This window comes from Streptomyces sp. WAC00040 (genome assembly GCF_056835925.1).
On the sequence record NZ_JAKQZE010000001.1, the window covers coordinates 1,316,741 to 1,341,470 of the forward strand.

The window sequence follows — 24,730 nt, forward strand, 5'->3', positions numbered from 1 at the left end:
GAGGCGCGGGGCTCGGTGCAGAGCCCCGACGACCGGGCCGCGCCACGAATCCGGCCGCCCGCCGAAACTCACGGCCCGCCCTCCGGGCGGGTCCTCGATCGCCGGACGGGCTCAAGTGCCCGGCGCGCGAGACCGACTCCGCCTGCCCCCGGGCTCCCACCCGGCCCCGCCGGCGATCGAGGCTCGGGGCCAAGGGCAGAGCCCCGACGGCCGGGACGTGCTACGCCGCGTCCGCCGCTCGCTCCTTCACCGTCACCCGCCCCTTGCGGATCGTCGCGATCCGCTTCGTCCGGCGCGCCAGCGCCGAGTCGTGGGTGACCATCACGAACGTGAAGGCGTGCTCCTCCCACACGGCCTCCAGGACCTCCATGATCTCGTCGCGCATCGACTCGTCCAGGTTTCCCGTCGGCTCGTCCGCGAGCAGTACCGCCGGCCGTTTCACCAGCGCACGCGCGATCGCGACCCGCTGCTGCTGCCCGCCGGACAGCTCGCCGGGCAGGTGCCGCAGCCGCTCACCGAGACCGACGGAGGCCAGCGCCTCCGCGGCGCGTTCCCGGCGTTCGCGTGCCTTCAGACCCGGCAGCGGCACGAGCGCAGTCTCGACGTTCTCCTGCGCGGTCAGCGTGGGAATCAGGTTGAAACTCTGGAAGACGAAGCCGATCTTCTCCGCCCGCACCCGCGTCAGCCTCGCCTCCGGCAGGGTCGCCAGATCCGTCCCGTCGAGGACCACACTGCCCTCGCTCGGCCGGTCGAGGCCGCCGAGCATCTGCAGCAGCGTGGACTTGCCGCCTCCCGTGGGGCCCTGGATGACGAGCCGGCCGCCGTCCTCGATGGTCAGGTCGACGCCGTCGAGGGCGTTCACGCTGTCCTTGCCCCGCCGGTAGCGCTTGGTGACGCCACTGAGCTGGTACATCATCAACTCCTGTTGTATGGAAGAGAAGGGGCCCGGTGCCGGCCGGGTCATTCGACGCGGCGCAGCGCGTCGGCGGGTCGCAGCCGGGACGCCCGCCAGCCGCCGAAGCCGCCCGCGACGAGTCCGCCGGCGACGGCCAGGGTCACCGCGAGGCCGATCGTGGGGAGCGAGACGGGCGCGGTGAGCGCGATGTCGAGGGCGCGTTCGGCCGAGTCCCGCAGGGGCCCGCCAACGCCGCCGGGGCCTGCGACCCGCAGGCCGCCCCCTCCGCCCGCCCCGGCGCCGCCGCCGAGCTGAGCGGTGAGCGTCGGGCTGAAGGTGGTGATCAGCCACGCGCCGGTGAGCCCGAGGGCGATGCCGAGCGCGCCGCCGACGACCCCGTTGACGAGGGCCTCACCGGCGACCTGCCGTGTCACCCGGCCGCTGCGCCAGCCGAGCGCCTTGAGCGTGCCGAACTCCCGTACACGCCGGCTGACCGCCGAGGACGTCAGCAGTCCGGCGACGAGGAACGCGGCGGCCAGCACGAGGACGGAGAGCCACTTGCCGACGCCCGAAGCCAGGTCGGACGCCGTGGACAGCGATCCGGAGACCGTCTCCGCGAGGTCGGCGGATGTGGTCACGGTCGTACCGGAGATGTTCTTCTGGATGGTCTCCTTGACGCCGTCGATCTGCTGCGAGTCGGTGACCTGGACGTAGACCGTGGTCACCTTGCCCTCGGCGTCGGCGAGTTCCTGCGCCTGGGCGAGCGGGAGGTAGACGTTGGCCGCGGCGTCGCCGCTGTCCGCGGTCGCGATGCCGATGATCTCGAAGTCGGTGCCGGAGACGGTGAGTTTCTTGCCCGGCCCGAGGTTCTTCTCCTTGGCGTAGGCGCTGTCGAGGACGGCGACCCGTGCGTCGGTCTCGCTCTCCTTGAAGGTCCGCCCGGAGGTGATCGTCGAAGACGTCAGGGGTCCGAGCTCCTGGCGGGTGACGTCCGTTCCGTAAGCCGTGTACGAGTCGACGTCGAAGTCGGCCCCGCCGCCGCGCACGGCGCCGCCGCCTGCGCCCGGCCCGCCCTGACCGGGCTTCTGCTGCACCGCCCCGCGCTTGAACTCCCCGTTGACCTTCATGACGTTGACGCTCAGCCCGCCGACCGCGCCGGCGACGCCGTCCTGTTTCGCGACCTCGGCGACGGTCGAGGAGGCGAGGGTCTCGAAGCCCTGGACCATCACGATGTCGCTGCTCTGCTCTGCTTCGTCGCCCTCGTCCTTGGCGTCGAACCGGAAGCGGGGGCGCCGCACCGTCTCGCCCTCACCGGGCGGCTCCGCGGCCTTGGTGACGGTCATGTCGGTGCCGAGCCCGTACAGCGATTCCAGGACCCTGTCCTGGGCGCGGTTCATCCCGGACGACACCGAGTTGACGACGATGACCAGCGCGATCCCGAGGGCGAGCCCCGAGGCGACGACGAGCGCCGCCTTTCTGCGGCGGCAAAGTTCACGCCGGAGGTAGGTGAAGAACATGGCGTGACGGTATGGACGCGACGTGATGAGGAGTTGAGGCGACGATGAGAGCCCCATGAGTGTTCCGATCGAGACCTGACCGCCGAGGGCGAAGGCACTTGGGCACGTGCCGCTGCCCGACGCCGGCTCGGGGGCACCGGGCGCCCTCAGTGCCGAGTGCCGCACCGGGCAGGTTCACCAAAGAAATTCTGCAAAACTAATTTTGCAAAACCCCGCGCCCGCTCTACGCTCGCCCGGTGACCGATGACCACGAACGCCGTCGCGTACTCGATCCCCGCCAGGACGCCGCCGCCCTCAAGGCGCTCACACACCCTCTGCGGATCCGGCTGCTGGGCCTGCTGCGCATGGAGGGACCGGCCACCGCGAGCGAACTCGCCGTCAGGACGGGCGAGTCGTCCGCGTCGACCAGCTACCACCTGCGGGTGCTGGCCAAGTACGCGTTCATCGCGGAGGCCGAGCACCGCGACGGCCGCGAGCGGCGCTGGAGGTCCGTCCACGAGGTCACCAGCTGGAGCAACGCCGCGATGGCCGGCTCACAAGAGGCGCGGGCATTCGTCGACGTGGCCCGCCGGGCCCAACTCGAACACCTGGAACGCTCCCTGGCCCGGCACCAGGAGGACCTCGACACCGGCAGGCTCGACGGGGAGTGGCTGGAGCCGTCAGGCTTCAGCGACCTGGTGGCGCGCCTCACGCCGGAGTCGCTCACGGAACTGTGGGCGGCGTTCGAGCGCACCGTGAACGAGCTCGCCGCCCGCGACGAGGGCGACGCCCGAGCAGAACAGGTCGTACTCTTCACGGCCGGGCTGGCACTCGCCCCCGAAACCGGGGCGCGCGGCACAGAGCCGAACGCGGGAACAAGCAGCGCCAAGGCCGTCACGGAGAATGAGTCAGCCGCGGAGGACCGCTCATGAAGCTGCTGGACCCCCGCGCCGCCCGCCGCCGCTTCGTCACCGTCACATTCCTCTTCTGGCTCCCCGTCGGCCTCTACATACCGTCCCAGGTCCTGCTCCTTACCGAACGCGGCATGAGCCTCGCCGTGGTCGCCGGACTCTTCGCCGTCCACTCCCTCACCGTCTCCTTCATGGAACTGCCCACCGGCGGACTGTCAGACGTCCTCGGCCGCCGGTCCGTCCTCGCCGCGGCGGGCCTGCTCAATCTGTGCGCCCTGACCTTGATGGCGCTCGGAACCACCGTGTGGGCGCTCGCCGTCGCCATGTTCCTGATGGGCTCCGGCCGCGCCCTGTCCAGCGGCCCCGCGGAGGCCTGGTACGTGGACACCGTCCAGGCCCACTCCGGCGCGGGCGCCGAACTGCGCACCGGCCTGGCGCGCGGCAACACCGCCTCGGCCGCCGCGCTCGCCGCCGGAACCCTCCTCGGCGGGGCGCTGCCGCTCCTGCTGGGCCTCGGCCCCGACCCGGGCGCCCGACTGGCCGGCGCCACCGGCGGCCTCGTACTCCCGCTGTCGGTACCCGGCCTGCTCGGCGCGTCCGTCGGCGTCGGTTTCGTCGCCTATGTGCTCACCGCCCTGCCGGAGCCGCCCCGCCCGCCGGCCACCCTGCGCGGCGTGCTCCGCGGCGTCCCGGCGACGATGCTGGGCGGACTTCGGCTCGGCGTCACGGAGTCGCTCGTCCGCCGGGTCCTGCTGACCGCGGCCGCCGCCGGCGCGGCGCTCGCCGCCGTCGAGCTCCTCACCCCCGGCCGGGCCGCCCGGCTCACGGGCGCCCCCGAGTCCGGCGCTGTCCTTTACGCCGCACTCGCCTGCGCCGGCTTCCTGTGCACCGCGGTAGGCAGCCACTGCGCACCTTTGACCGCGCGGCTGACGGGGAGCAGCGAGCACGCGGTGCTCGCCGCCCTAGGTGTGAGCACGACCGGACTCGCGCTGCTCGGCGTGACGGCCGCCTGGGACGGCGGCGGGGCACCGCTCGCCCTGGCCGCCCTCGGATACGCCCTCGTCTACCTGGGTCTCGGCGCGGCGGGTCCGAACGAGAACGACCTGCTGCACCGTCGCGTCGACAGCACGGTCCGCGCCACCGCCCTGTCCGTGAAGTCGTTGGCGCTCCAGTCGGTCGCCGCGCTGACCGGCCTCGTGGCCGGCTCCCTGCCGGTCGGCCCGCTGCCGTGGCTGGTGGGCGCGACCGCACTGCTGCTCGGCGCACTGCTGTGGACCCGCCGGGCGAAGCCCGCCACCGCCGCGCATCCGGCGGACTGGGGCCTCGACGTCCAGTCCGTCGCAGGCAACCCGCCGGAACCCAACGGCACCGACCGGGGCTTGATCGCACGGCCCCGCTCCTGATCCCCTCAGAAGAAGTCGTCCTGGCGGCCTCCGCCCCGGGCCCCGTCCCGTGCGGCGGGAGCCGCGGGCCGCTGCCGCAGCCTTGCCGTGGCGGCGGAATGCGCAGCGCGTCGCCTCCACCAGAGCAGCAGAACCGCTGCGACCGGAGCCACGGGCAACAAACGCAGGGCCACCGCCCCGACATTCAGGGGGTCTTCCTGCGGACCGGAGTCGGCTGCCCCGCGCCGCGCGGGCGCCGACGGTTCGCCGTCGGCCGACCCCCGCGGTTCGACGTCGGCCGCCTGACGCGGGGTGGCCGCGCCGAGCCAGATCGCTCCGCGCCCGTCGGCGGACGGCACGCTCAGCGAGCGGTCGACCTCTCCCGGGAGGTTCGCGAAGTCCGCCGCGAAACGATTGCCGGAGACCTTCGCCATGGGGATCCGGGAAAAGTCGACACCACCGTAGACATAGCTGCGTACATAGGTGGTCCCGCCTTCAGTTGTCCTGTCGGTGACCTTGAACTCGCCCTTGGTGTACGACTCGACGAACCGGTCGAAGGTGTCGATGGGTTTCCAGTCGCCGGTGAGCGGCCAGGCGTCGACGTCACCCGTGTCGATGAGGTCGCCGTAGGTGGTGTCCTTGCCGCGGCTCAGGTCGCGGTACCACTCGGCGGCGACCCGGGAAAGGTAGACGCGGCGCAGCTCGGCGTACTCGGGCGCGGTGTTGATCGCCTTCTTGAGCTCGGTGAGGATCAGGCCGCGGAAGTGCTGCTCGTTGTGGTCCTCGGTGGCCTTGTCCTGCTTCGGGCACGAACCGGTGGCGGATCCGCCCCGCTGCTCCAGGTACTGGGACTCCATCCTGACGTCGAGGGGCGCGTCGAGGATGTAGAGCTTGTCGCCGTCCTGGTGGACCGACGCGGGTGCGGGCAGGATCCACGTCCGGTACGACATGCAGTCCCCCCGGATGCCGTCCCAGAATTTCCGGCCCCGCTCCGTGTGGGGGTGGATGAGTTTGCCGATCGTCTTCTTCATCAGCAGATCGGCCTCGAGGAGGACACGTCCGGCGTCCGTACGGCCGAGCCGTTCGTCGACGATGCGGTCCGGCTCGCCCGGGTTGAGGTTGACCCAAAACGCAGACGGTTCGAGGGACAGCCAGACGAAGAACGCGTCGGAGCTGCTCTCCGCGGCGTCGAGGCCCGCCGCCGGAGAACCGCCGCCATCGGCGGAGAGGGGCGCCCGGAAGGCGTACCGCAGACCGCTGCCGTCGCCGGGGTCCGAGAGATGGCGCAGTTCCAACGAGGAGAAGTCGATCCCGCCGGGCGCTTGGGGCACGGGCTGCGTCAGCGCCCGGGTCAGACCCCCCGCGGTGCCGTCCGCGGCGCCGCCTTCCGAACACGGGTCGGCCGCCGGTCGTGCGTTGTGCGGACCGGCCGGCGCCACGACAGTCGTCAGCTGGGGGCTGAAGCCGAGGGCCTGGCCATCGCCGCACGGTTTGGCGGCGCGGGGGTTACGGAAGAACTGGTTCTCCTTCCTGGCCTGCGCCCTCCGCTGCTGCTCCGCCGCCTTGCGCTCCTTGCCCAGCTGCTTCTGTGCCGCCACCTCCCGGGCGACGGTGGTCTTCTCGGCTTCGGCTCTCGCTTTGGCGCCGTCGATCAGCGCGTTCATCTCGTGGGAAGAGCCCCGACCGTTCACGACGGCGTAGATGACATCGGTGTTGGCCGGGATCCGGCCGGCGCACTGCGCCTTGCACGGCGAACGGTCGCTGTAGATCACGAAGAGCCGGTCCCGGGGCACCGGTTTCCGCACATCCTGGCTCAGGAAAGCCAGGTCCCAGACGAGGATGTTCAGTTCGGAGTGGTTGCCGTCCGCTTCCGCCGAGGCCTCGTTGGCGCGCGGGACGATGGCGAACCTCTCGATCCCGGGGCGTTCGTCCATGCGTAACCGCTCGTACAGCGCGGGGTCGTCGTGCTTCAGCGCGGCGGTCTCCACCACCTCCAGGCCCCGGATGTCCACGTCCTCGAGCCCGGTGATGTCCACGAACCCGATCGCGACGTTCCGCCCCCCGTCGATCCGTTGCTGGTTCCTGCCGCCGTCGATCCGCGACCGTTGCCCCCACACGGCCTGCCGGTACACGTACGACCGGTGTCCCAGGGGGTCGCTGTACCAGTCGCCTTCGATCCGGGTCAGCGATCTCCCGGACGGAGCGGGCTTGCGCTCCTTCTTCCCACCGTCGGCCGTGAGGTCCCGGGTCTGGCCGGACGACAGCGTCCGCGCCTCGGCGGACGCCTCCGCGAGGCCGCCGCCCGTGCCCAGTAACAACCCGAGCATCAGCACGGACGAGGCCAGCGCCCGCGGCCCCGTGCGTCCTCTGGTCAATGACATGCCGCTCCCCCGGTTTCCGTGCGCGTGAAATACGCGACTGTCCAGGAGGGCCCTTCCCCGGCAGTCACGCCCATGCCGCCGGTCCCTGGGCAGTTGGCCGGAAGTCGCCGCTGAAGGGCCAAAGACTCAGCCGCGCAGCGTCACCCCGTACCGCGTGCGCAGGCGGGTGAGTTCCCACCAGGCGATGGCGGTGACCGACGCCGGCCCGCCGACGACCGCGCAGATCTGGACGAGCGGCGGGCCCGGCGGGAGTCCCGCCGTGGCCAGGTTGAGGACCGCGAGTTCCCACACCAGGACGCCGGTGAGCAGCGCCGGGAGCGCCGCGTGCACGTCGGCCGTGTTGAAGGCGGTCCGCACGGCGGTCGTGGACGCGAACACGACGAAGAACAGCACCCACAGCACCGGAAGCAGGAACGCGAGCGTGATCAGCGGGCCGAGGCTGCTGTTCGCGTAGCCCTGACTGAGAAGCATCACGCCCGCGAACAGCAGCGGCACCGCTGTGAAGGCGCCGAAGTACCAGAGCACGGAGCGGACAGCGGGCCGCAGACGCGCCCGCATCCCCGGCCTCGCCGACGGCGGCGCGAGCCGGAACAGGACCAGCAGCACGACGGGGGCGGTGAGCAGCAGCAGCCACGGGGTGATCACCAGCCGGAAGAAGTACTGCTCCTGCACCTCGCTCCAGTCCGCTTCCGTGCCGTAGGCGAGCAGGATCAGGAAGGACGCGCCCAGAGCGACCCATGCCCGGGTCTTCTGCACGCGCCACACCTCGGGATCGTGGTACCGGCGGATGGCGTGAGCGGGAAACCGCCGCCTCGCCTGCCGACGGGCCGATCGGGCCAGCGGATAGCCCACCAGAAAGAGCAGCGCCGGCCACACGAAGCACATGCCGAGCGCCAGGAGGCAGCCGGGCGCCCGCCGCAGCCCGGTGAGCACCTCGCGCAGCGGGGGCCATTCGTCCTCACGGAACCGCTGCCAGAACGTCGGCGGCGGCCCGTACGGACGATACGGCTGCGGCCCCGGGTACGGCCCCGGACCGGGCTGCGGCGGCACCCCCGGATACGGCCCCGGACCGGGCTGCGGCGGCACCCCCGGATACGGCCCCGCACCGGGCTGCGGCGGCACCCCCGGCCTCGGCTGCCCATGCCCGTGCCTGTACCCCTGGTACGGATTCTGTCCCCCGAACGTCACGCCCGCGTCCCTCCTGAAGTGGTCCGCCGATCATTCCAGGAACCCGAACCGCCGTGCGTCGCCCGTCACTTGGCGAGTGCGTGGCCGGGGGATGCGCCGCCGCAGCTGGCGAGTAGACTTGAAGAGTTCTTCAATTCCGAAACTGTCCAGACGAGGTGAGCGAAGGGTGACTCCCAGCAGCCCGGTCCCGCTGTACCAGGCGAAGGCCGAGTTCTTCCGGATGCTGGGCCATCCGGTGCGCATCCGCGTCCTCGAACTGCTCCAGGACGGCCCGATGCCGGTGCGGGACCTGCTCGCCGCGATCGAGATCGAGCCCTCGAGCCTCTCCCAGCAGCTGGCCGTGCTGCGCCGCTCGGGCATCGTACGGGCCACCCGGGAGAGCTCGACAGTGGTGTACGAGCTGGCGGGCGGTGACGTCGCCGAACTGCTCGCCTCCGCACGCCGCATCCTGTCCCATCTTCTCGCCGGACAGCAGGAGTTGCTGGCCGAACTGCGCGAGGCCGACAGGGACGTGACGGCATGAGGCCCGGGTCGGAGCGCCAGGAACAGGACCTGGAGAAGTGGAAGGAGCGCGGCGTGATGCTGCGCGTCTTCGTGTACGTCTTCGCCACCCACCTATTCGCGGGCTTCGTCTGGCTGCTGTTCTACGTGGGAGAGCACGCACAGAGGTGACCGGCGGCGGCGGAGGCCGACGCTGCCCCGAGCACGAGAAGTACCCGATGAATCCCGCCCGCCGTGCCCGGCGCACCACCGCGATGACGCCCCGCGCCGGGGTCGTGCTCGCGGCATCCGTCGTATCGGTCGGACTCGGCGGCGCTGCCGTGTCCGCGGCCGTCGCCGAGGCGAAGCACTCCGGCGGCGTGGTCGTGCACCACGAGACACGGTCCCCCGAGGAGATCCGCGAGTTCTGGTCGCCGGAGCGGATGCGCGAGGCCGAGGGCGCCCCGATGCCGGTGATGCCGGTGATGCCGGCACGGCCGGCGGAGTGCTCGGACTGGAGCTGGTTCGTGCACGTGCACTGCTGGTAGGCGGTCAGAGGCCCGTCCGGCCCTCCTCGGACCAGTCGTCGCTGCACCATTCCCGCACCGGACCGTCAGGACGGCCGTGCGCCGCGAGTGCCGCGGCCAGGTCGCTGTGAACCGTCAGCGGCGGATGGCTGCCGTCGGGGACGAGGGAACCGTCCGCGGGGATCGCCGCGAGCTCCAGGAGCCTGCCCTCCGCGGCGAGTTGACGACCGGCCTGCGCGACGGCGAGCTGGCCGCCCACGGACCAGCCCCGGAGTTCCGTGAGGTCGAGAACGACCGGCCCGGCGCCCCGCGCCAGTACCCAGCCGACGGCCCCGGTGAAGCGGTGCACCGCTTCGGCGCCGAGGAAACCGGCCAGGGAGAGGACCCCGAGGTTCTGGTGGGTGGTGTAGCGCCACTCGATGGTCATCGTCGTTCTCTCGTTCTTCGCACTGATTCCGTCACAGGGGCAGGGTGATCCACACGCTCTTGCCGCCGCCGTCCGCGTCCCGGCGCAAACGCAGGTACCGCCGTAAGCGGCCAGCACCTCGGCCACCACCGCGAGACCCCCGCCGCAGCCCGCCCGGGCGAGGATGCCGGGGTGGCGGGGGTGGCGGTCGTGAACGGCGAAGGCGACGGTGTCCGCGCCGGCGGCGAGCGTGACGGTGAGGCTCGGGGACTGATCCGCGGCGTGCCGCACGCTGTTGGTCACCAACTCGGCGAGGATCAGCAGAGCCGGCCCCACGACCGGGTGCGAGGCGCCGATCCCCCACGAGGCGAACGTCATCTCGGCGGTTCGGCGCGCGAGCCGCACCGGGGCCGGCACCGTGGGCGCGGTCAGTGCGTGGCGGTGCGGCAGGTCGCTGAGAGTCGTCACGCTCCGCCCGGCCTTCCCTGTACGGGCACGGAGGTCGCGCCTTTCTGGCCCGGCACGGCTGGAATGACCCCGGCGCCCCGCAGCCGGGCCTTGGCCGCGGCGATCGCCTCGGGCGTGGTGGAGTGCTCCCCGCCGGTGGACCGCACCAGGTCGAGCACGCCGACCGAGTCGAGCACCTGCCGCTGCCCCGGCCGCACCCCGGACATCATCACCGCGATCCCGCGCCGCTCCAGCCCCCGCACCGCGTCCTTGAGGACGAGCGCGCCGGTCGCGTCGATGGTCGAGATGCGCGACATGCGCAGGATCACGACGCGTACGTCCACCACCTCCGACAGCTCCAGCAGGAAGCGGTGGGCGGCGGCGAAGAACAGCGGACCGTCGATGCGGTAGGCCACGATGTGCTCTGCCAGCAGAGCCTGCTCCTCGTCGCTGTGCTCGCCCGGCAGGTCGGGACGCAGGTCGACCTGGTCCATACGGGCCTGCCCGGCCACCGCCCGCAGGGCCAGCGCACCGGCCACCAGCAGCCCGATGACGACCGCGTAGACGAGGTCCAGCGCCAGCGTGGCGACGGCGGTGAGCACCAGCACGAGCCGGTCGGAGCGGGTGGCTCTCGCCATCGCGCGCAGCGAGGCGACCTCGACCATCCGGATCGCGGTGGCCAGCAGCACTCCGGCGAGCGCCGCCAGCGGAATCCTGGACACCAGCGGTGCGGCGGCGAACACGATGACGGCGAGCACGGCGGCGTGGGTGAGGGACGCCAACCGAGACGACGCACCGGTACGGACGTTGACCGCGGTACGCGCGATGGCCGCCGTCGCCGGGACGCCGCCGAACAGCGGCGCGGCCAGGTTCGCGATGCCCTGCCCGAACAGTTCCTTGTCCGGGTCGTGCCGCTGGCCGACCGTCATGCCGTCCGCCACGGTGGCCGACAGCAGGGACTCCAGTGCCGCAAGCGCGGCGACCGCCACGGCGGGCGCGAGCAGCGACCCGAGCGCGGACAGGTCGAGGAAGGCGAGGGAGGGCGCGGGCAGTCCGGACGGCAGGTCGCCGATCGGGGCCAGGTCCAGGTGGAGGAGCTGTGCGACGAGCGTCGCGGCGATCACGGCGACGAGGGAGAAGGGAACCGCGGGCCGCCACCGGGACCCGCCGAGCATCGCTGCGGCAACGGCGACGGCTGTCACCACGGCGGTCCACCCCGGCGACTTCGCGAACTCCTCGACCGCCCGCCACGCGACCACCAGAACCCGTTCACCCTCGGGCACTGGGACGCCGAGCGCGTTCGGGATCTGCTGAAGGGCGATCACACCGGCGATGCCGAGGGTGAAGCCCTCGACGACAGGGGCGGGCAGGTAGCGCATGTACTTCCCGGCCCGCAGCAGCGCGAGCCCGATCAGCATCAGCCCGGCCAGCAGCCCGACGGTCAGCACACCGCCGGGGCCGTACTGCGCGACGATCGGCACGAGGACCACCGTCATCGCCCCGGTGGGGCCGGAGACCTGGAGGTTCGAGCCGCCGAAGAGAGCGGCGAGCGCCCCGGCGACGACGGCCGTCGCGAGTCCGGCATCCGCGCCCAGCCCCGAGGACACCCCGAAGCCGAGGGCGAGGGGCAGCGCCACGACGGCGACGGTCAGACCGGCCAGCAGGTTGCGGCGCGGCCGGTGGGCCATGGCGGCGTAGTCGTCGCGGGTCGGAAGCAACGGACGCACCCGGCCGATCACTTGCGCCTGCACTTGGGCGAGCACGGTACTCACTCCACCGAACCTCGCCTTCCCGCAGCCTGGTGCTGTGCCCGCGGCTACCGACGGACACAGCGAACACAGCTTGTATTGAATTGCAGAATTTTGCAATTCGTGTACTCGTCAGGTCGTAAAGGGAGAGCTCACCTCAGGGCCGCCGCACCCGCGCGTTCACCTCCCGCACCCGCGCCCGCGACAGCTCCCCCGGCGTCGCCGGCCGCACATCCCCGGGCGGGCAGTCCCACTCCTGCCCCCCCCCCGCCCGGCGGCCGCAGCTGCACATACGTGCCGACCCGCCCCATGACGGTCCCGACCCACCCGTCCCGGACGTCGACGACGTACCCGCCGTGTCGATGAACGGCGCTCTCAGACTGATGTCCTTCCCGGACACGCCCCCGCTCGCCTGTCCTCGAAGTCCTCGCCACGGGCCAGTCGTCCCCGTCCGCGACTCCAAGGACCCCGACGGCCCGCACCTGGCCTTCCCCGCCACCGCCTGGTCGGCCTTCGTCGCCGACCTCAAGCAGGGCTGAGGCAGCTTTCCCGGAGCTCAAGTCCCGAGATTCGAGCGCTCTTCACAGTGATGTGGGTGGTGGGTCCTGTCTCGACCCACCCACCCGCCCTGTCGAGTTGACATCACGCGACCGACTTGCCACGCAGCGTCATCACGCTCTAGCGTTCCGATAAACGAACAACCCCCGCCAGGTGCTACCAACACCTGCGGGGGTCTGACCACAAGATCGAAACGGACTCGATCCATGGCTGACTGCCAGCTTAGTGCTGCCCCGCATCCCCTCGCCAACCCCGGCTACGGCAAGCGCCCCGCGCCCGGGCAACGCCCCCGGACGGACCGCGACTTCGACCACCTCCCGAAGCGGGACCGGCCCCTCGCGGCGTACATCGACAAACTCGCCGAGAACAGCGACATCTCCGTGAAGACGCTGGCCAAGCACACGACCTACGGCCAGTACGCCACCGCCCGCGTGCTCAACCGCCTCATCGAGGCCGGGCACCTGCGCCGCGGGCTCGAACTGGTGGAGAGCGAGGCGGGATCGCTCCTGTGGGTGACCCGGACCTGGTGGTCCCGTACGGCGCGTGACGACGCGTGGTGGGCGGCGTTCCAGCGAGGCGACGTGCCGGTGGAGCAGCGCCGGCCGACCCGCTCGCGGGCGTACATCCTGCTGGCTGCCCTCGGCCGGGAGCAGCCGGTGATGTCCCTCTCGCACGCCGAGTGCGAGGCATTGGCGCCGCTGGTGGAGGAGTGGTTCGCGCGCGGCTCCGACGCCCGCCGGATCACCCACGCCCTGACAACCGGCCCGCAGCGCCCGCCGCCGTCTGGTCGACAAGCTCCCCCCGGAGCCCGTCCGAGTGCCGCCGCCGATCCGTGTCCTCGAATGCGGCAAGTGCGGGGCACCGGGCCGGTCCGACGCGCTGGTGGACGGGGCCTGCGCCCGCTGCCGTGGCGCGGCCCCGCTCGCACCGCCGACGCTCCCCGCCGCCCGCGTCCGCGCCCACGCCGCCGAGGCCCGCGCGGCGGCGGCCCGCCCGCTCGAAACGACAAGGACACAGACATGACCGTGCCGCTCACCCGGCCATGCCACGGGGCACGATGGAGGGGAGGAGGCGACGCCATGCACCCGCATCAGCGCCGAGAACCCCGAGATCTCTGTCGAGGACTTCGAGGAACTGGCACGCAACGCCCCTGAGGGCGTCACGCTCGAATTGATCAACGGCAAGCTGAGGGTCAAGCCCGTGCCCGACGGTGACCACGGTGAGATCTGCACGTGGCTGCTGGAGCAGTGCATGCAACACCGCCCGGATCTGCGCCTCTACCCGGAGCGCGGGCTCCTGATCGACGGGGACCGCAAGCGCCGCAGCCGCCCCGACGGCACACTCGCCCCGCGGGGACACTTCGCCGGGCACGGCGAATGGTCGAGTCCCCATGGCGTCCTCATGGTTGTCGAAGTCACTTCCCACGACAACGACACCCACCGCCGTGACCGGATCGAGAAACGCGACGGCTATGCGGCGGCAGGCATCCCCGTCTGCCTCCTCGTCGATCGTGACTCCGACACCGTCGTTGTCCACAGTGAACCCAAGGACGGCCTGTACCACCTGGCCCGGCTCTACGCCTACGGCGAGACCGTCGAGTTCCCCTCCCCCGTCGGCATCACCCTCGAAACGGAGAAGCTCAAGGACTACTCCCAGGCGTAGACTCGGCCGCATGAGCCGACGACGACATTGATCCACCGCAGCGGGTCCTGGAACGGGCTGTCGCGGGCCGCCGCGCGGGTGAGCACCCGGCGTCCCCCGTCCGTTCCGCAGAAGGACCACACGCATGCTCACCGTTTCGTCATGCCCGCCCGACCCCCGCGTCCGCGGCGTCCGCCGGCTCGAGCGAAGGCTCTACGCCTACGCGGGTCTTGAGGACTTCGTCCTCCTCTACCCCCTCTACGCCCTGCTCTTCGCCGAACACGGCCTGACCACCGCCGAGATCTCCTCCCTCTTCGCCATCTGGTGCGTCGTCGGCCTGCTGGTCGAGGTGCCGTCGGGCGTATGGTCCGACGCGGTGTCCCGCCGCGTCACGCTCGTCGCCGGCCCGCTGCTGACCGCCGTCGGATTCGCGCTGTGGGCGCTGACCCCCTCCTACGCGGCCTACGCCGCCGGCTTCACGCTCTGGGCGGTCGGCGGCTCCCTGCGCTCCGGCTCCATGGAAGCGCTCGTGCACGACGAACTCGAACGGCTCGGCGCGGTCGACCGCTACGGCCGGATCATGGGCCGGGCCGCCGCCTTCGGCATGGCCGCGACGGCCGCGGCCACGGCCGCTGCCGCGCCGGCGCTCGCCTTCGGCGGCGACGCGCTGGTGTGGGCCGGGAGCATCGGCGCCTGCCTGCTGTGCGCGGCTGCCGGCGCGACGCTCCCCGAGCACCGCGCCACCGCCCACCACGACAGCGCCGAACGGCCGGGTTACCTCGCCACGTTGCGTTCCGGACTGGCCGAAGTACGCGGCAGCCGTCCCGTCCGGCGGGCGATGGTCCTCGCCGTGGTGATCACCTCGATCTGGGGTGTGCTGGACGAGTACGTGCCGCTGCTCGCCGCCGCCACGGGTGTCGCGACCGAGACCGTCCCCCTGCTGGTGCTGGTGGTGTGGGTGGGTGTGACGCTCGGCTCGCTGCTGGTGACGGCCGGCGAACGGCTGTCGGTCCGCGCGACCGGGGCGCTGGTCGCGGCCGCGGCCGTGGCGCTCGCGGCGGGCGCGCTGTCGGGCACGCCCGCCGGATTCGCCCTGCTCGCCGTCGCGTTCCTCGTCTTCCAACTCGCGGACGTGCTGGCCGACGTACGCCTCCAGGCCGCGATCACCGGCAGGAGCCGGGCGACCATCACCTCGCTGACGGGCCTCGGCACCAACATCGCCTCGCTGCTGGCGTACGGCACGTACGCGGCACTGTCGCCGTACGCCTCCCACGGCGCGGTCTTCGCGCTGCTGGCCGTGCCGTACCTGCTGGTGGCCGCCGTGATGGGCCGGCCGCGTCCGGCGCCGGCCCCGGCCGGTCAGGAGGCGCAGTAGCGGTCCCGCGCCGGGCGCTCCCCGGTGAGCAGGAAGCGGGTCACGGTCGCGTCGCCGCACTCGTTGCCGTTGTCGACGTAGGACCCGTGGCCGGCCGCGTCGACGACGACCATCCGCGCACGGTCCCCGAAGGCCGCCCGCATCTCCTTCGCGCCCGCGAGCGGGGTGGCCACGTCACGGTCGTTCTGGACGAGGAGGACGTTGGACGGGCCGTGCGGCGTGACGCGGACGGGCCGCTCGGTGGGGCCGAGGTCCCAGAAGGCGCACGGCATGACGTTGACGGGCATCCCGGCCGTCAACGGGTGGCGCTCACGGCTGTCGGCCACGGCCTTCTCGTAGGAGGCCTGGTCGTCCCCCCAGGCGTCCACGTCGTTGCAGATGGTCGCGGCCGACGCCGCCACCGTGTTCTGCATGGCCTCGTCCGGCGGCGTGTTCGGGGCCGGCAGCGCGGCCCCGGTGCGGGCGGCGGCGATCAGGCGGGCTACGACCGGGAAACGCCTGGGCGAGTAGAGGCTGTCGAGCAGCGTCTGGCGCAGCACGTTGCCGTTCAGCTCCTCGGGGTTGGCGCCCGGCCAGGGGATCGGCGCGCGGTCCAGGCGGGCGGCGAGGGCGAGGAAGAGGGGCCGCACCTCCTCCGGTGTCGCCGCCAGCCGATCCGGGTTGGCGGGATCGGCGGCCCAGGCGGCGAAGTCGGGGAAGACGTCCTCGACGCCGACCGCGTAGTTCGCCAGCCAGCCCCGCGCGACCCGCTCCGGGTCCGGGTCGTCGTTGCTGTCGAGGACCCAGCGGTCGGTGCGGTGGGGGAACATCTGCGCGTAGGCGGCGCCGGCGTAGGTGCCGTACGAGACGCCCCACGCGGACAGTTTCCGCTCCCCGAGCGCCTCCCGGACGCGGTCGATGTCGCGCGCCTCGTTGCGGGTGCTGATGGTGCGCAGGACCTCGCCGCCGTTCTCGGCACAGGCGTCGGCGAGGCGGCGGCCGGCGGCGACGTTGTCGTCGACGGAGCCGTCGGGCGCCGGCCAGGGGCGCAGGCGCTCCATGGCGAGGTCGTCGTGCGGGAGTTCGCAGCTGACGGGTGCGGACCGGCCGACGCCGCGCGGATCGAAGCTGACGACGTCGTACGCGTCGCGCACCGACTGCGGCAGGGCCTTCCCCCGGCGGGAGGGCTCGTGCAGACCGGGGTTGCCCGGTCCGCCTGGGATGATCAGCAGCGTGCCGCGCCGGGCCTCGGGCTTCTCGCTGCGCAGCCGGGACACGGCGAGCGTGATGTGCGGCCCGCGCGGCTCCGCGTGGTCCAGCGGCACGGACACCGTCCCGCACTCCTGGCGCGGGTCGAGCCCGGTCCCGGGGCACGGGCCCCACCGGACGGCCGATGCGGGCCGGGCGGTCGCCTCTGCGGACGGCGCGGGGAGGGCGACCAGCGTGGTCGCGAGGGCGGGCAGGGTCAGCGCGACGGTGACGGCGGGCCGGAGACGGAACGTTCGAGTGATTGCCATGGCACGACCCTCCCGGATCCGCGCGCCCGGCCCCACGGGACCAACTCCCGTATCCGGCAGGGGGTTTGTCCCACCCGCTCGGGCCGGTCACCCCCAGGACGGCTCCGGCGGCGGTCGTGGGCGTACGTCCTGCCCGCGCGCCGCCGGGGAACGCCCGAGGGCGGCACCCCGTGCAGGGGTGCCGCCCTCGGTGTGAAACCGGTCTGCCGATCCGCGGGCGGATCAGAAGTCCATGTCACCGCCCGGCATGCCGCCCGGAGCGGCCGCGGCGGCCTTCTCCGGCTTGTCGGCGATGACGGCCTCGGTGGTCAGGAACAGCGCCGCGATGGAGGCCGCGTTCTGCAGAGCAGAGCGGGTCACCTTCGCGGGGTCGATGATGCCCTCGGCGATCATGTCGACGTACTCACCGGTCGCGGCGTTCAGGCCGTGACCGACGGGCAGGTTGCGCACCTTCTCGACGATGACGCCGCCCTCGAGACCACCGTTGACGGCGATCTGCTTGAGCGGGGCCTCCAGCGCGAGCTTCACGGCGTTGGCGCCGGTCGCCTCGTCGCCCTGGAGCTCGAGCTTCTCGAAGACCGAGGAGGCCTGGAGCAGGGCCACGCCACCACCGGCGACGATGCCCTCCTCGACGGCCGCCTTCGCGTTGCGAACGGCGTCCTCGATGCGGTGCTTGCGCTCCTTGAGCTCGACCTCGGTCGCGGCGCCGGCCTTGATGACGGCCACGCCGCCGGCCAGCTTCGCGAGGCGCTCCTGGAGCTTCTCGCGGTCGTAGTCCGAGTCGCTGTTCTCGATCTCCGCACGGATCTGGTTGACGCGGCCCTGGACCTGGTCGCTGTCACCGGCACCGTCGACGATCGTGGTCTCGTCCTTGGTGATGACGACCTTGCGGGCGCGGCCCAGCAGGTCCAGGCCGGCGTTCTCGAGCTTGAGGCCGACCTCCTCGGAGATGACCGTGCCGCCCGTGAGGATGGCGATGTCGTTCAGCATGGCCTTGCGGCGGTCGCCGAAGCCCGGGGCCTTGACGGCGACGGACTTGAAGGTGCCGCGGATCTTGTTGACGACCAGGGTCGACAGGGCCTCACCCTCGACGTCCTCGGCGATGATCAGCAGCGGCTTGCCGGACTGCATGACCTTCTCCAGCAGCGGAAGGAGGTCCTTCACGTTGCCGACCTTGGAGTTGACGATCAGGATGTACGGGTCGTCCAGGGACGCCTCCATACGCTCCATGTCGGTGGCGAAGTACGCCGAGATGTAGCCCTTGTCGAAGCGCATACCCTCGGTGAGCTCGAGCTCCAGACCGAAGGTCTGGGACTCCTCGACGGTGATGACGCCTTCCTTGCCGACCTTGTCCATGGCCTCGGCGATGAGCTCACCGATCTGGACGTCAGCGGCGGAGATGGAGGCGGTGGAGGCGATCTGCTCCTTGGTCTCCACGTCCTTGGCCTGCTCGAGCAGGGCGCCGGAGACGGCCTCGACGGCCTTCTCGATGCCGCGCTTCAGGGCCATCGGGTTGGCGCCGGCGGCCACGTTGCGCAGGCCCTCACGGACGAGCGCCTGGGCGAGAACGGTCGCGGTGGTCGTACCGTCACCGGCGACGTCGTCCGTCTTCTTGGCGACTTCCTTGACCAGCTCGGCGCCGATCTTCTCGTACGGGTCCTCGAGCTCGATCTCCTTGGCGATGGAAACACCATCGTTGGTGATCGTGGGGGCGCCCCACTTCTTCTCGAGGACGACGTTGCGACCCTTGGGGCCAAGGGTGACCTTGACGGCGTCGGCGAGCTGGTTCATCCCGCGCTCGAGACCGCGCCGTGCCTCCTCGTCGAACGCGATGATCTTGGCCATGTGAAGTGGTCCTCCCGGACTGGGGTGGATTGCTTCGGATCGCATCCGGCGCCCGCGACGGACGGCCTGCGCGCCTTGTGGTTCCTTGCCCCACCCGGCTCGCGGGCCTCACCGACCCGATCCAAGTTCTGTCACTCTCACTGGGAGAGTGCTAACGCCAATGATTAGCACTCGACCCATGAGAGTGCAAGCGCCTTCGAGCAAGGCCGCCCGGCGGAAGGCGGTCGGGCGTGGGGTGGGCGCAGGCTTTCCCGAGGGACGCCGCGGCCGGCGCCGGCGCCCGCGGCGGTGTCAGGACACGCGTGAGGGGCCCGCTTCCCGGTGGCCGGGAGGCGAGCCCCTCATGCGTGAGTGCGTCGGTGGCCGATCGCGCCTCGATCAGTTGGATCAGACGGCGAGCTTGACCATGTCCGCCTGCGGACCCTTCTGGCCCTGCGAGATCTCGAATTCGACTCGCTGACCTTCTTCAAGGGTGCGGTAACCGTCCATCTGGATCGCACTGTAGTGGACGAAAACATCCGCACCACCGTCGACCGCGATGAAGCCGTACCCCTTCTCCGCGTTGAACCACTTGACGGTGCCCTGAGCCATGCCTAACTCCCCTATTACTGGCCCTTGCGCAGGACCGCACTTCGCGGACCCGGGTCAGACCTCCACCCCAGCAGGAGGGGTGTGCGCCGGAACGCGTCGACCGCGGCTGAATGTATCTGCCCAACTGCCCTCTGCAACAGGTCAATCGGACGAGAAATCTGGGCAGGACCGAACGACCGATCCGTGTCAATTCATGGAATTCCGGGGCAAGTCGGGCCCGGCAAATAACGCCTAAGTGGCAATTCGATCGCATGGTTCGGCCGCATTCTTGCGGAAGTTGAAGGCATTCTCGAGCGGCCGGCGAAGGGGGCTTCCCAAACTCTACCGCGCTCAACCCTGCAGAATTGCCCCCTCCGCTTCTCTCGCGGAGGGGGCAATTTCAGTAACTGCGGGTAAATCTCTGGGGAGAGCTCAGCGGCCGCTCCCCCTATTCCGTCAACCGCCGGCGACGGCGGGGATGATCGACACGCCCGCACCGTCCGGCGTGGCCGTCTCCAGGCCCTGCTCGAAGCGGACGTCGTCGTCGTTCACGTACACGTTGACGAACCGGCGCAGCTTGCCCTGGTCGTCCAGGACGCGGGCCGCGATACCCGTGTGGTTCTTCTCCAGGTCCGCGATGACCTCGGCGAGGGTCGCGCCCTCCGCCGGGACCTCGGCCCGGCCGCCCGTGTACGTACGGAGGATGGTGGGGATGCGGACGTTGACGCTCATGTTCGTCACCTCTCGGCGGAGTACGGCGTGGCAGTGCGGAGCAAGGTTCTCAGTGGGCGGCCAGGCCCGCGTCGCGGAACGCGTCCAGGCTCGGGCGGATGACGGCGGTCGCCTGCGAGGTCTCCGCGACGGCGTCGAGGGTCTTGAGACCGTCGCCGGTGTTGAGCACGACGGTGGTGAGCGCCGGGTCGAGCAGGCCCGCCTCGATCAGCTTCTTCGTCACACCCACCGTCACGCCACCGGCCGTCTCGGCGAAGATGCCCTCGGTGCGGGCCAGCAGCTTGATCGCGTCGACGACCTGCTCGTCATTGACGTCCTCGACGGCCCCGCCCGTGCGGCGCGCGATGTCCAGCACGTACGGGCCGTCGGCCGGGTTGCCGATGGCGAGGGACTTGGCGATGGTGTTCGGCTTCTGGGGCCGCACGACGTCGTGGCCGGCCTTGAAGGCGGTCGACACCGGCGAGCAGCCCTCGGCCTGGGCCCCGAAGATCTTGTACGGCCTGTCCTCGACGAGCCCGAGCTTGATCAGCTCCTGAAGACCCTTGTCGATCTTCGTGAGCTGGGAGCCGGAGGCGATCGGGACGACCAGCTGGTCCGGCAGCCGCCAGCCCAGCTGCTCGCAGATCTCGTACGCCAGGGTCTTGGACCCCTCCGCGTAGTACGGGCGGAGGTTGACGTTGACGAAGCCCCAGCCCTCGCCCAGCGGGTCGCCGATGAGCTCGGAGCAGAAGCGGTTCACGTCGTCGTAGTTGCCCTCGATGCCGACGAGCTCGCCGCCGTACACCGCGGCCATGACGACCTTGCCCTGCTCGAGGTCGTGCGGGATGAACACGCAGGAGCGGAAGCCGGCCCGCGCGGCGGCGGCGCCGACCGCGCCGGCGAGGTTGCCCGTGGAGGAGCAGGACAGGGTGGTGAAGCCGAAGGCACGGGCGGCCTCGAGGGCCTGGGCGACGACCCGGTCCTTGAAGGAGTGCGTCGGGTTGCCGGAGTCGTCCTTGACGAACAGACCGCCGGTGACGCCCAGTTCGCGGGCCAGGTTGTCGGCCCTGACCAGCTTGGTCCAGCCCGGGTTCAGGTTCGGCTTGTCGGCCACGTCGGCCGGGACGGGCAGCAGCGGGGCGTAGCGCCAGATGTTGGCCGGGCCCGCCTCGATCTGCTTCCGGAGCTCCTCGGGGCTGCCGCTCGGCAGGTCGTAGGCGACTTCGAGCGGCCCGAAACACTCGGCGCAGGCGAAGATGGGACCGAGTTCGAAACGCTGTCCGCACTCGCGGCACGAAAGTGCGGCGGCGGGGCCGAGATCCACGGAGGTGGACGAGGTGGCGGAGGTGCTGGTGCTTGCGACGGTCTGCGCAGCCATGATGGCGAGGCCCTTTCTCCTCATCTTCCTCGTGACGCACTTCGCCACGAGACGGAATTGGCACCTTCCCCACCGTGACCTCGCGGTCGGCGGGAGGGTTGCCGGGGCTTCAACGGGCCGTTCCCTCTGCCCCTCTGGATGAGCGGTATGGCTCCGGACGTGCGGTCCGGGCGTTTGTGTGCTGGGACCCCCCGAGATGCGCGGGTCCTTCGCGTTGCTCAAGACTGTAACCGAAGCCCCGGACGCTTGAGATAGTCGTCCGACCCGCGAGATGGATCACACGACCGACTGTCGATCGACTGTCAAGGGAGACGCGAAGTGCTCGATGAGGTGGCCCGCTGGCTGAGCCGGCGCTCCTGGTCCGCGTCCGACCGCTCCCTCGAGAGGCTGATGTCCGCCAAGGCCAGGCAGGGCACGACCGTCAGCGTCGTGCTCCCCGCGCTGAACGAGGAGGCGACCGTCGGAGAGATCGTCACGATCATCCGCCGGGAGCTGATGGAGAACACCCCGCTCGTCGACGAGCTGGTCGTCATCGACTCGGCCTCGACCGACCGCACGTCGGAGGTGGCCGCGGCCGCCGGCGCCCGGGTGGTGCACCGGGACGCGATACTGCCCGGTCTGCCCGCGGTGGCCGGCAAGGGCGAGGTGCTGTGGAGGTCGCTGATGGCGACGGGCGGTGACATCGTCTGCTTCTGCGACGCGGACCTGCGGGACTTCTCCGCGGACTTCGTCTCCGGCATCGTCGGCCCGTTGCTGACCGACCCCGACGTCCAGTTCGTCAAGGCCATGTACGACCGTCCGCTGGGCGGGGGCGCCGCTCCCGGGCCGGACGGCACCCCGGCCCAGGGCGGCCGGGTGACCGAGCTGATGGCCAGGCCGCTGCTGAATCTGCACTGGCCGCAGCTCGCCGGGTTCGTGCAGCCGCTGGGCGGCGAGTACGCGGCACGGCGCTCACTGCTGGAGCGGCTGCCCTTCCCCGTCGGATACGGCGTCGAGCTCGGCCTCCTCGTCGACTCACTGAACCTGGTGGGCCTGGACGCGCTGGCCCAGGTCGACGTCGGCACCCGCAAGCACCGCCATCAGGACGGGCACGCGCTCGGCAGAATGGCCGCGACGATCTACCGCACCGCCCAACTGAGGCTCGCCCGCCCGCACTTGGTGCGCCCGTCGATCACGCAGTTCGAGCGTGTGGGCAACGGCTTCGTGCCGGTGACCCACCCGGTGGACACGGAGGAGCGCCCACCGATGCTCGAGATCAGTGAGTACGCGGCGCGTCGCGCCGCATAAGCAGGACCAACCGGTCATTTTGCCTACATTTCCAATGTATGGGACTTATGGGATTTCTTGTTCTGTCGTTCCCCGGATCTCCGGGCAGCCGCGGCAGGCACCGCAAGGAGACGCCCTCCGGCGGCACGGAACGGCTGACCCGGCTCCTCGGCACCCTGGCGGTCACCGCGGCCGCCGTCTTCGGACCGGCCGTCCCCGCGGTGGCGGTGCCGGCCGGGCCGGCAGCGCCGGGAACGTTCCCCGGTGAGCAGCCGGCGCACCGGACCGCTCCCGGCGCGGCCTCGGACGCCGGCGGCCCGGAGGGGTCCGTGGGCGGGGCCGACGGCCTCCAGGGCCGGGAACCGGTCCGTCACGTGGAGATGGCCCGCACCGGCGGCACGGCGGAGCAGCTGTGGCTGCTGGGCGGCGTCGCGCTGAGCCTGACGGCGGCCGGCGTCATCGCCGTGGCCGCCACCCGCGGCCGCCGCCGCGACCACTGACCTGCGCGGCGCCGTACGCACGTTTGAGCTGTTGCGGTACGGGCTAGATTTCGGCACATGGTCTCCGACGCAGCCCAGATCCTCGTCGCGTCCAACCGCGGCCCTGTCTCCTACGAGCTGAACGAGGACGGAGAGCTCGACGCCCGCCGCGGCGGTGGAGGACTCGTCTCCGGCCTGTCGGCCATCGGCTCGGACGCGCAGTCGCTGTGGGTGTGCGCGGCCCTCGGCGACGGCGACCGCGAAGCGGTCCGGCGCGGGGTCGGCGAACCCGGTGTGCGCATGCTCGACATCGACGCCGGCGTCCACGCCGACGCGTACAACGGCATCGCGAACTCCGTGCTGTGGTTCGTCCACCACATGCTGTACCAGACGCCCTTCGAGCCCGCCTTCGGCCGGGAGTTCCGGCGCCAGTGGGGCGCCTACCGGCTCTACAACCGGGCCTTCGCCGAGGCGCTCGCCGCGGAGGCGGCCGACGACGCCGTTGTTCTCGTGCAGGACTACCACCTGGCCCTGGTCCCGGGAATGCTCCGCGAACTCCGTCCCGACCTGCGGATCGGCCACTTCTCGCACACTCCGTGGGCGCCCCCGGAGTATTTCGCGATGCTGCCCGGCGACATCGCGGAGGAACTGCTGCTCGGCATGCTCGGCGCCGACCGGCTCGGGTTCCTGACCAAGCGGTGGATGCGGGCGTTCCAGAGCTGTGCAGCCGCCGTCCTCGCGCCGTACGACGGGACGTCGCTCTGGCCGAAGGACCAGGAACCGAGCTTCGAGTTCCGCATGCCCGGCCGCGGCCGTCACCGGACCAGGCTCGGGGTCCACGGGCTGGGCGCCGACGCCGACTTCCTGCGTGAGCGGGCCGCACGCCCCGACGTCGACGAGCGGATGGCCGCCCTGCGGCAACAGGCCGGCGAAGGCCGCCGGACGATCGTGCGCGTCGACCGCACGGAACTGTCCAAGAACATCCTGCGCGGCCTCCAAGCCTACCAGGAGCTGCTGGAGGAGCACCCGGAGTGGCGCGAACGCGTCGTGCACATCGCGCTCGCCTATCCCTCACGCCAGGACCTGGAGGTCTACCGTCACTACACGGCGGAGGTCTTCCGTCTCGCCGACGAGATCAACACCCGGTACGGCACGGCCGGCTGGACGCCGGTCGTCGTGCACGTCAAGGACGACTTCGCCCGCTCGCTGGCCGCGTACCGGATGGCCGACGTGGCCCTGGTCAACCCGATCAGGGACGGCATGAACCTGGTCGCCAAGGAGGTACCCGTCGTCACCGACCTCGGCTGCGCCCTGGTCCTGTCACGGGAGGCCGGCGCCCACGAGGAGCTCGGCGAAGACGCGATCACCGTCAACCCGTACGACGTCAGCGGGACGGCGGCGGCGCTTCACGAGGCGCTGACCATGTCCGCCGACGAGCGGGCCGAACGCTCCAAGCGCCTGGCGGCGGCAGCGACCGCGCTGCCGCCGCGGCAGTGGTTCCTCGACCAGCTCCAGGCCTTGCGCGAGGAGGTCTAGGCCCTGACCCGGGC

General features: G+C 71.4%; 22 protein-coding genes, 1 pseudogene and 1 riboswitch. Of the genes and pseudogenes, 12 read left to right on the plus strand and 11 right to left on the minus strand.

Annotated features, from left to right (window positions below; translation table 11 throughout):
* Nucleotides 1-220: 220 nt before the first annotated feature.
* The gene (locus tag MDN94_RS05930; protein ID WP_482724907.1) at nucleotides 221-913 is read right to left on the minus strand and encodes an ABC transporter ATP-binding protein; all 693 of its coding nucleotides are present in this window, start codon (nucleotides 911-913) and stop codon (nucleotides 221-223) included.
* Nucleotides 914-960: 47 nt separating this feature from the next.
* Nucleotides 961-2,412, minus strand: coding sequence for an ABC transporter permease (locus tag MDN94_RS05935; RefSeq protein WP_482724908.1), 1,452 nt, complete (start codon nucleotides 2,410-2,412; stop codon nucleotides 961-963).
* A gap of 236 nt (nucleotides 2,413-2,648) precedes the next feature.
* Here MDN94_RS05935 and MDN94_RS05940 point away from each other — a divergent pair, with 236 nt between their 5' ends.
* Together MDN94_RS05940 and MDN94_RS05945 are read left to right on the plus strand one after the other, a co-directional pair.
* Complete coding sequence (locus tag MDN94_RS05940; RefSeq protein WP_482724909.1) at nucleotides 2,649-3,323, plus strand: helix-turn-helix domain-containing protein; 675 nt, start codon at nucleotides 2,649-2,651, stop codon at nucleotides 3,321-3,323.
* Nucleotides 3,320-4,705: an MFS transporter gene (locus MDN94_RS05945; protein ID WP_482724910.1), complete on the plus strand. Its 1,386-nt coding sequence runs from the start codon at nucleotides 3,320-3,322 to the stop codon at nucleotides 4,703-4,705. Before MDN94_RS05940 ends, MDN94_RS05945 begins: the two co-directional genes overlap by 4 nt.
* A gap of 5 nt (nucleotides 4,706-4,710) precedes the next feature.
* Here the strand turns inward: MDN94_RS05945 and MDN94_RS05950 are convergent, their stop codons facing one another.
* Nucleotides 4,711-7,065, minus strand: coding sequence for a hypothetical protein (locus MDN94_RS05950; RefSeq protein ID WP_482724911.1), 2,355 nt, complete (start codon nucleotides 7,063-7,065; stop codon nucleotides 4,711-4,713).
* 126 nt (nucleotides 7,066-7,191) lie between these two features.
* Nucleotides 7,192-8,115, minus strand: a complete 924-nt coding sequence (locus MDN94_RS05955) for a hypothetical protein (protein ID WP_482724912.1) — start codon at nucleotides 8,113-8,115, stop codon at nucleotides 7,192-7,194.
* 304 nt (nucleotides 8,116-8,419) lie between these two features.
* Between MDN94_RS05955 and MDN94_RS05960 the strand changes: the two genes are divergently transcribed.
* Genes MDN94_RS05960 through MDN94_RS05970 form a run of 3 tightly spaced genes read left to right on the plus strand, consistent with a single transcriptional unit; the run spans nucleotide 8,420 to nucleotide 9,281 of the window.
* Nucleotides 8,420-8,776 (plus strand): ArsR/SmtB family transcription factor, encoded by a 357-nt coding sequence (locus MDN94_RS05960; RefSeq protein ID WP_482724913.1) that lies wholly within the window; start codon nucleotides 8,420-8,422, stop codon nucleotides 8,774-8,776.
* A complete protein-coding gene (locus MDN94_RS05965) occupies nucleotides 8,773-8,925 on the plus strand; it encodes a DUF6126 family protein (RefSeq protein WP_482724914.1) in 153 nt (50 codons plus the stop codon). Before MDN94_RS05960 ends, MDN94_RS05965 begins: the two co-directional genes overlap by 4 nt.
* A 47-nt stretch (nucleotides 8,926-8,972) precedes the next feature.
* Nucleotides 8,973-9,281, plus strand: a complete 309-nt coding sequence (locus MDN94_RS05970; RefSeq protein WP_482724915.1) for a hypothetical protein — start codon at nucleotides 8,973-8,975, stop codon at nucleotides 9,279-9,281.
* A gap of 4 nt (nucleotides 9,282-9,285) precedes the next feature.
* Here the strand turns inward: MDN94_RS05970 and MDN94_RS05975 are convergent, their stop codons facing one another.
* Together MDN94_RS05975 and MDN94_RS05980 are read right to left on the minus strand one after the other, a co-directional pair.
* Complete coding sequence (locus tag MDN94_RS05975; protein WP_482724916.1) at nucleotides 9,286-10,134, minus strand: hypothetical protein; 849 nt, start codon at nucleotides 10,132-10,134, stop codon at nucleotides 9,286-9,288.
* Nucleotides 10,131-11,801 carry a SulP family inorganic anion transporter gene (locus MDN94_RS05980; protein ID WP_482727015.1) on the minus strand — a complete coding sequence of 557 codons (1,671 nt, stop codon included), beginning with the start codon at nucleotides 11,799-11,801 and terminating at the stop codon, nucleotides 10,131-10,133. Before MDN94_RS05980 ends, MDN94_RS05975 begins: the two co-directional genes overlap by 4 nt.
* A 443-nt stretch (nucleotides 11,802-12,244) precedes the next feature.
* Between MDN94_RS05980 and MDN94_RS05985 the strand changes: the two genes are divergently transcribed.
* From MDN94_RS05985 to MDN94_RS06000, 4 genes and pseudogenes are all read left to right on the plus strand, one after another.
* Nucleotides 12,245-12,400 carry a DUF397 domain-containing protein gene (locus tag MDN94_RS05985; protein ID WP_482727016.1) on the plus strand — a complete coding sequence of 52 codons (156 nt, stop codon included), beginning with the start codon at nucleotides 12,245-12,247 and terminating at the stop codon, nucleotides 12,398-12,400.
* A gap of 225 nt (nucleotides 12,401-12,625) precedes the next feature.
* A pseudogene (locus MDN94_RS05990) lies at nucleotides 12,626-13,442 on the plus strand (hypothetical protein).
* A 147-nt stretch (nucleotides 13,443-13,589) separates the two neighbouring features.
* Complete coding sequence (locus MDN94_RS05995; protein WP_482724917.1) at nucleotides 13,590-14,081, plus strand: Uma2 family endonuclease; 492 nt, start codon at nucleotides 13,590-13,592, stop codon at nucleotides 14,079-14,081.
* 124 nt (nucleotides 14,082-14,205) lie between these two features.
* Nucleotides 14,206-15,435, plus strand: coding sequence for an MFS transporter (locus tag MDN94_RS06000; protein WP_482724918.1), 1,230 nt, complete (start codon nucleotides 14,206-14,208; stop codon nucleotides 15,433-15,435).
* On the opposite strand, the gene MDN94_RS06005 is transcribed toward MDN94_RS06000, so the two are convergent.
* The 5 genes from MDN94_RS06005 to thrC form a co-directional block, all read right to left on the minus strand.
* Complete coding sequence (locus tag MDN94_RS06005) at nucleotides 15,420-16,931, minus strand: alpha/beta hydrolase (protein ID WP_482724919.1); 1,512 nt, start codon at nucleotides 16,929-16,931, stop codon at nucleotides 15,420-15,422. The two genes, MDN94_RS06000 and MDN94_RS06005, sit on opposite strands and share 16 nt — an antisense overlap.
* Before the next feature lie 222 nt (nucleotides 16,932-17,153).
* Nucleotides 17,154-18,776: a chaperonin GroEL gene (gene groL, locus MDN94_RS06010; protein ID WP_005315739.1), complete on the minus strand. Its 1,623-nt coding sequence runs from the start codon at nucleotides 18,774-18,776 to the stop codon at nucleotides 17,154-17,156.
* A 387-nt stretch (nucleotides 18,777-19,163) separates the two neighbouring features.
* On the minus strand, nucleotides 19,164-19,367 hold the full coding sequence (locus MDN94_RS06015) for a cold-shock protein (protein WP_005315736.1): 204 nt from the start codon (nucleotides 19,365-19,367) through the stop codon (nucleotides 19,164-19,166).
* A 435-nt stretch (nucleotides 19,368-19,802) separates the two neighbouring features.
* Nucleotides 19,803-20,078 (minus strand): MoaD/ThiS family protein, encoded by a 276-nt coding sequence (locus MDN94_RS06020; RefSeq protein WP_283299638.1) that lies wholly within the window; start codon nucleotides 20,076-20,078, stop codon nucleotides 19,803-19,805.
* Between the two features lie 49 nt (nucleotides 20,079-20,127).
* Nucleotides 20,128-21,435, minus strand: a complete 1,308-nt coding sequence (thrC, locus tag MDN94_RS06025) for a threonine synthase (protein ID WP_482724920.1) — start codon at nucleotides 21,433-21,435, stop codon at nucleotides 20,128-20,130.
* A 17-nt stretch (nucleotides 21,436-21,452) separates the two neighbouring features.
* Nucleotides 21,453-21,580, minus strand: a riboswitch (SAM riboswitch).
* Between the two features lie 173 nt (nucleotides 21,581-21,753).
* Between thrC and MDN94_RS06030 the strand changes: the two genes are divergently transcribed.
* From MDN94_RS06030 to MDN94_RS06040, 3 genes are read left to right on the plus strand one after another with little or no spacing between them, the layout of a single operon-like run.
* Nucleotides 21,754-22,722: a glucosyl-3-phosphoglycerate synthase gene (locus MDN94_RS06030; RefSeq protein WP_482724921.1), complete on the plus strand. Its 969-nt coding sequence runs from the start codon at nucleotides 21,754-21,756 to the stop codon at nucleotides 22,720-22,722.
* A gap of 38 nt (nucleotides 22,723-22,760) precedes the next feature.
* The gene (locus MDN94_RS06035) at nucleotides 22,761-23,201 is read left to right on the plus strand and encodes a hypothetical protein (protein ID WP_482724922.1); all 441 of its coding nucleotides are present in this window, start codon (nucleotides 22,761-22,763) and stop codon (nucleotides 23,199-23,201) included.
* A gap of 57 nt (nucleotides 23,202-23,258) precedes the next feature.
* Nucleotides 23,259-24,716 (plus strand): alpha,alpha-trehalose-phosphate synthase (UDP-forming), encoded by a 1,458-nt coding sequence (locus tag MDN94_RS06040; protein ID WP_482724923.1) that lies wholly within the window; start codon nucleotides 23,259-23,261, stop codon nucleotides 24,714-24,716.
* The last annotated feature ends 14 nt before the right edge of the window (nucleotides 24,717-24,730 follow it).